5 protein-coding genes are annotated in these 6,114 nt (G+C 60.1%); 1 reads left to right on the forward strand and 4 read right to left on the reverse strand.

Going from position 1 to position 6,114, the window contains the following annotated elements:
• Nucleotides 1-14: 14 nt before the first annotated feature.
• The 3 genes from choW to WCA53_RS03320 all read right to left on the reverse strand — a co-directional run bounded on the left by choW (nt 15) and on the right by WCA53_RS03320 (nt 2,903).
• Complete coding sequence (gene choW / locus WCA53_RS03310) at nt 15-917, reverse strand: choline ABC transporter permease subunit (protein ID WP_423905433.1); 903 nt, start codon at nt 915-917, stop codon at nt 15-17.
• Entirely contained in the window at nt 910-2,088 is a 1,179-nt protein-coding gene (locus WCA53_RS03315; RefSeq protein ID WP_423905435.1) for a quaternary amine ABC transporter ATP-binding protein, read from the reverse strand. Before WCA53_RS03315 ends, choW begins: the two co-directional genes overlap by 8 nt.
• A 350-nt stretch (nt 2,089-2,438) precedes the next feature.
• Complete coding sequence (locus WCA53_RS03320; RefSeq protein ID WP_423905438.1) at nt 2,439-2,903, reverse strand: Lrp/AsnC family transcriptional regulator; 465 nt, start codon at nt 2,901-2,903, stop codon at nt 2,439-2,441.
• 129 nt (nt 2,904-3,032) lie between these two features.
• On the opposite strand from WCA53_RS03320, the gene WCA53_RS03325 reads away from it, so the two are divergent.
• The gene (locus WCA53_RS03325; RefSeq protein ID WP_423905440.1) at nt 3,033-3,662 is read left to right on the forward strand and encodes a LysE family translocator; all 630 of its coding nucleotides are present in this window, start codon (nt 3,033-3,035) and stop codon (nt 3,660-3,662) included.
• A gap of 22 nt (nt 3,663-3,684) precedes the next feature.
• On the opposite strand, the gene WCA53_RS03330 is transcribed toward WCA53_RS03325, so the two are convergent.
• Nucleotides 3,685-6,114 (reverse strand): putative bifunctional diguanylate cyclase/phosphodiesterase (locus tag WCA53_RS03330; protein ID WP_423905442.1); only part of this gene is annotated, 2,430 nt, incomplete at its 5' end.

Genomic DNA, 6,114 nt, shown 5'->3' on the forward strand with positions numbered 1-6,114 from the left:
GCTCGTCCTCTCGTTCAGCTTTGTTGCGCGGCCGGCGCGCGCCGGACCCGCATGACGCTGCGAAGACCTGACAGAAGCGGCGCGCGGGCCATTCCCGGAGACCGGCCGAAGCTTTCCGTGATGCGGTCCAGGATGATCGCGAGCAACACTACCGACAAGCCGCTTTCAAAGCCAAGGCCAATATCGAGCCGCTGGATACTCGCCAGCACGTCGTTGCCGAGGCCGCCCGCGCCGACCATCGAAGCGATGATGACCATGGACAGCGCCATCATGATGGTCTGGTTGACGCCGGTCATGATGGAAGGCAGCGCATTCGGGAACTGGACCTTATAGAGCAATTGCCACGGCGTGCAACCGAACGCCTGGCCTGCTTCGACGATCTCGCGGTTCACATGCTTGATACCCAGCGACGTAAGGCGCACGGCCGGCGGCATTGCGAAGATCACCGTCGACAAGATGCCGGGCACGCGGCCGAGGCCGAACAACATGGCGGCCGGGATCAGGTACACGAAGGCCGGCATGGTCTGCATCAGGTCGAGTACCGGACGCACCATGGTTTCGATCGTCTTGCTTTTCGCCGTCCAGATGCCGAGCGGAATGCCGAGCAACAAGCTGATCAACGTCGACGACAACGTCAGGCCGAGCGTGATGATCATCTGGTCCCAGAAGCCGGTGGTGTAGATCAGCAGCATAGAGAGTAGTACGAACAGCGAGAAACGCCAGCCGACGCGCCACAAGCCAATGCCGACGAAGATGGCCATCATCAGCCACATGGGAATGGCTTGCAGGCCGTGCTCGACCATCGCGGCAAAACTCTCGATGACGCGGCCGATAGCGTCGAACGTTGCCGCGTCGTGGTCGAGCAGGTATTTGACGCCGTGGTCGACCCAGGTTCCGAGTGGGATCAGTTCAGACATGGGAACCTCGATGGCGAGTCAGAGCTTTGAGAACGTTCGTCTTGTTGACCGAACCACAATAGGAGCCGTCCGCCTCGACGACCGGCAGCGGAGCGCGGCTTGCCACCACCCGCGAGACCACATCGTCGAGCGGCGTAGAGCGTTGAATGCATTCGATGTGATTGAGGTGCGGCGACGCCTGGCCGATCGCATCGCGGCAAACGAAGCCGCGAATCTTGCGCTCGTTGTCCATCACGAACGCGTAGTCGGCGCTGCCGTTGAGCGTCTGCGCCACGCTCGATGCATCGATGGTCGAGCCGTGTTTCATCAGCGGCACCGCGTCGGTTTGCATCAGGTCGCCCGCTGTCAGGTAACGGCTGGTGTCGATCCCGTCGAAGAATGCGCGTACATAGTCATCGGCCGGATTCGCGATGATTTCCTGCGGCGTGCCGATCTGCACCACCCGGCCGCCTTCCATGATCGCGATGCGCGTGCCAATGCGCATCGCCTCTTCCAGATCGTGCGACACGAACATGATCGTGCGGCGTTGTTCGCGCTGCAGGTCGAGCAGTACGTCCTGCATTTCCTTGCGCTTTAACGGATCGAGCGCGGAAAACGCTTCGTCCATGATCATCAGCGACGGGTTCACGGCGAGCGCCCGCGCGAGGCCGACGCGCTGCTGCATCCCCCCCGACAACTGCGCCGGCAACTTCTGCGCAAACGGCGCGAGCCCGACTTGCTCCAGCACGGCCATTGCGCGCTTTTCGCGGTCCTTGCGCCCGATGCCCGCGACTTCCAGCCCGAACGCCGCGTTCGCCAGCACCGTGCGTTGCGGCATCAGCGCAAACGACTGGAACACCATGCTCATGTCCTTGCGGCGCAGCGCGATGAGTTCCGAGTGCCGCATGGAGGCTACGTCGCGGCCGTCGATCAGCACCTTCCCCGCCGACGGTTCGACCAGCCGGTTGACTAGCCGAATGAGCGTCGACTTGCCGGAACCGGACAAGCCCATCAGGACGAAAATCTCGCCCTCCTGCACGTCGAACGATACGTTATGGACGCCGACGATCTGGCCAGTTCGGGAAAACACTTCTTCTTTCGTGGCACCGCCGGCAAGCATGTCGATCGCCTGCTTCGGGTTTGTGCCGAAAACCTTGCATAGGTTTTCGACCACCACCTTGGGGGAATTCATCGAGCGCTCTCCTGGTTGGCGGACATGCATCCGCGCGATGCCTACATAGTTGCTAGAAAAAAGTGCGGGTTGCCGACTATTTCCGACAGTCACATGTGGAAATACGACACCGGATTTTGCTTTTTTCGCGAGGAAATATGGCAGATCCTTGTGGGACAAGGGTTTGCGAGCCGAAAATTTGTGAAATTATGTCATTCTCGTTTGTCGCGCCAGTGCAAGTGCGGGCGGATTTTTATAGGTTATGGACGGTGCGGTGAGCTTGATCCGGTCGGCTCCTTGATATTTTCGTCACGATGACCTCGTAAACGGTCGCTTCAAACCGTTGTGCGGATCGGCGCGGCGAACTTCCACTAGAGCAACGGATATCCCGTGTCCCGCTTAATTTCCCGCAACGACAGCATCGATTCGATCGATGTCACACCCGGAAGCGCGCGCAATACATCGCGCATGAAAAGGCCATATTCGTCGAGATCGCGCGCGGCAACCTGAAGCAGATAATCTGCGCTGCCGGAAATGTTGTGACACGAGATGATTCGCGAGATGCCCTGGATTTCGCGCTCGAAACGGTCCGACATCGACCGGTCATGAATGTTGAACCGAACCTGCGCGAACGCGACAACGCCGAGATCGAGGGCCTTGCGCGAGAGCACCGCCCGATACCCCTCCACAAATCCGTCCTTCTCAAGCCGCTTCAGGCGCCGCGCACAGGGCGTCTCGCTCAAGCCGACGCGCTCCGCGAGCTTGGCGATCGCGATGCGCCCGTCCTGCTGGATAACGGCCAGTATTGCGTGATCAATCTTGTCCAGATCGCCCATGGCGTATTCTCATTCTAAAAGTACCTATTTTAGCGGTTTCCTTCAACTGAGAACCAATTCATAGCTCACAAAGCTAGGTAACGCTCATCGATAACGATGAACATGGAGCCATCGAAACGGAGGTTCATCATGGTGTCGCTGCAATTGCTGCTCGTGTTTATCGGCGCCCTCGCCGTCGTCTACGCATTGCCGGGTCCCGACATGGCGCTCATCCTGCAGACGAGTTCATCGCGTGGCATCAAGCACGGCCTCTCGACCGCCGCGGGACTCGCGGTTGCCCGTACGATGCACGTCTTGCTGTCGGCGCTGGGAGTCGCCGCCTTGCTGCGCAGCGCCCCGTGGCTGTTTGAAGGCGTGCGAATCGTCGGCGCGCTGTACCTCGCCTACATCGCGATCCAGATCTTTCGATCACCGGCGTTTGGTCTCGGCGATTCCGGCGCCACGTCGAAGGCACCCTCGACACTGCGATCTTCAATATCGAAAGGAATGCTAAGCAGTCTGCTTAATCCCAAGGCGCTGCTGTTCTGTTCGGTCTTGTTGCCGCAATTCGTCCATCCGGAGGCAGGTGCAGCCTGGTCGCAGGTAGTGGAGCTGGGCGTGGTGCTGGTCGCAATCGGTTTAGCGTTCGACGTGACACTCGCACTCGCCGCCGTACGCATTGCAAGCTGGTTGCGTGGCCACCCGCGCGCGCAGACGGTACAGCGATGGACGTTTTCGGCAGCACTACTGGCTTTCGCGTTGAGGCTGTCGATAGAGTAGGCGGCATGCCGCCGCCGCCGAGTCAAGACATTGAATCGCGTCGGCCGTCGCCGGCTTCAATCGAGGTGGGTCCCGGCTTCACCCCGCCATCGGGCGACATCATGCGTTCAATCGCCGCAGCGCTCACGCCTGGGCTGTATAGAAAGCCCTGCCCGTACACGCACCCATGCTCGACCAGGAAGTCTCGATGAGCTTCGTACTCGACCCCTTCCGCGATGAGGTCGAACTTGAGTGCTTTAGCGATCGCCACCACGGCGAGCGCGAGCGCTTCAAAGTCGGCGTCCCGGCCGATCTCCTGCACAAAAGCGCGGTCGATCTTGATCCGGTCGATTGAAAATCGCTTGAGGTAACTCAAGCTGGAATACCCGGTTCCGAAATCGTCGATGGCTATCTTGACCCCTAGCTCGCGAAGCGCTCGCAGCACACCGGCGACTTCGTCGACATTGCGCATCAGTGCGCCTTCCGTGACTTCCAGCTCAAGCTGCTCCGCCGGCCAGTCCGCCTCTTTCAACGCGGAAGCAACGACGGACAGCAAGTCGGAGCGTTCGAGTTGACGTGGGGAAACATTCACCGACATGCGAATAGTCGGCAAACCGAGGTCTTGCCATGCCTTTGCTTGACGGCACGCAGTACGCAGCACGAACTCGCCGATACCAAGAATCAAGCCAGTCTCTTCCGCTATCGGAATGAAAACAGCGGGAGAGACCGGTCCCAGCAGTTCGTCAGTCCATCTAAGCAGTGCTTCCACGCCGACCATTTCGCCGCTCAACATATTGAACTGCGGTTGATAGACGATACTCAACGCGTTGGACTTGAGCGCTCGCCGCAGCCGCATCGACAGGTTCAATCGTTGCGCGGCCGCCTCGTTAAGTTCCGGGCGATAAAACTGGTATTGGTTGCGTCCCCGCGATTTGGCGAAGTACATCGCCGCGTCGGCGTTCCTGATGAGCATGTCGGAATCAGCCGCGTCACGCGGATAACTACTGATGCCAATGCTCGATTCAACGTAGAGCTCCTGCTGCCCGACATACAGCGGTTCCGTCATGACCGCGATGAGGCGTTCGAGTATGGAATCAAGCTGGGTTTCACGTGACCGTTCCGCGACGATGATGAATTCGTCGCCCCCGTAGCGCGCAACCATGTCCCCCGGCTCGACCGCCGCCGTCAAGCGTGTCGCCATTTGCGCCAGCAACGTATCGCCGACTCGATGACCCAATGAGTCGTTCACCTCCTTGAACCGGTCGAGATCGAGGAACAGGACCGAAACATTGCCGCCGTCAGCGGAAGCACGAAGAATCGCACCGGCAATGTGCTCGTCGAGAAGGACGCGATTGGGGAGCTGGGTCAGCGCGTCATATCGCGCCTGACGCTCGAGTTCCGCCTGATATTGAAGACGCTCTGTCACGTCCACCATCACGCTCATCGTGGCCGGCCGGCCGTCGTACTCCACGCTACGGTGGTACGCGTGGATCGCCCGGCTTTCACCGTCTCGCGTGCGATACGTCCACACGCCAAGCGATCGTGTGTGGCCGCCGCCCGGCTGATTCGAAAGTGCTTCACGCAATCGTGTCCGATTCTCCCGGGGATGCATGTCATAGAGTGACATTTCGCGGAGCTCGGCCTCGGAGTAACCGTATGCGCGCGGCGCCGCGTGATTCACCGCGACAAAGGCGAACGTGCTGTCGTCGAAAATCCAGATCGGCAGCGGATGTTCTTCGAAGAAACGCCGGTATTGCGCGCCCGCAGCGTCCGCGCTTACCAAGGCCGCTCGAAGCTTCCGGGCAATTCGCGCGTTGCCCAGCATGAGCCACAAAAGAAGCACCGCGGCTGTCAGGCCGGAGGCCAGGAGCGCGGACGACACCCACTTGGCATCGGACGACGCTCGGCTGACCGCTTCGTCCACCGAAGTGTCCACGGCCATCCGAACCTCGACGACGTTGGCGAGCACGCCATAGAACAGTGCGTCGATTTCACTCAGCAGTGGATCGCCCAGACGGACACTGCCCGGCTTCTTCGAGACCCGTTGAACGAGTTCCTGGGTGCGGTTTTCTAATTTTTGACTGGCCTCGTCGAGGTCGTCCATCCGCGAAATGCATTCGGCGTTCGATCGACATTGCGTGCGCGCGTCGCCGGTCAGATCAAGCAGCGCGCGCAGCGGAAACTCAAACGCGTTATGTACGTAATACGCCTTCGTTCCAACCAGGATGTAGACCTGATCGTGCGTTTCCAGCATGAATTGTTGCAGCTGGTCGAGGTCACCCTTTAGACGGTTGGACGCCCGCAACGCCTGCAAAGAGGTGTTCTCTTCATGTGCCTCTCGCGTGGCCAGCACGGTATTGAAGGCGATCGCGACGAGGATCGCAAGTACAGCGACGCCCGTCAACGCCACCCGCATAGCGCGAGAGCTTGCCCCGGTGCCGTCTTGCACCGTCTCCGACTCCGACTGTCCAAC

Origin of the sequence: Caballeronia sp. (assembly GCF_049581465.1) — a bacterium.
Taxonomy (GTDB): domain Bacteria; phylum Pseudomonadota; class Gammaproteobacteria; order Burkholderiales; family Burkholderiaceae; genus Caballeronia.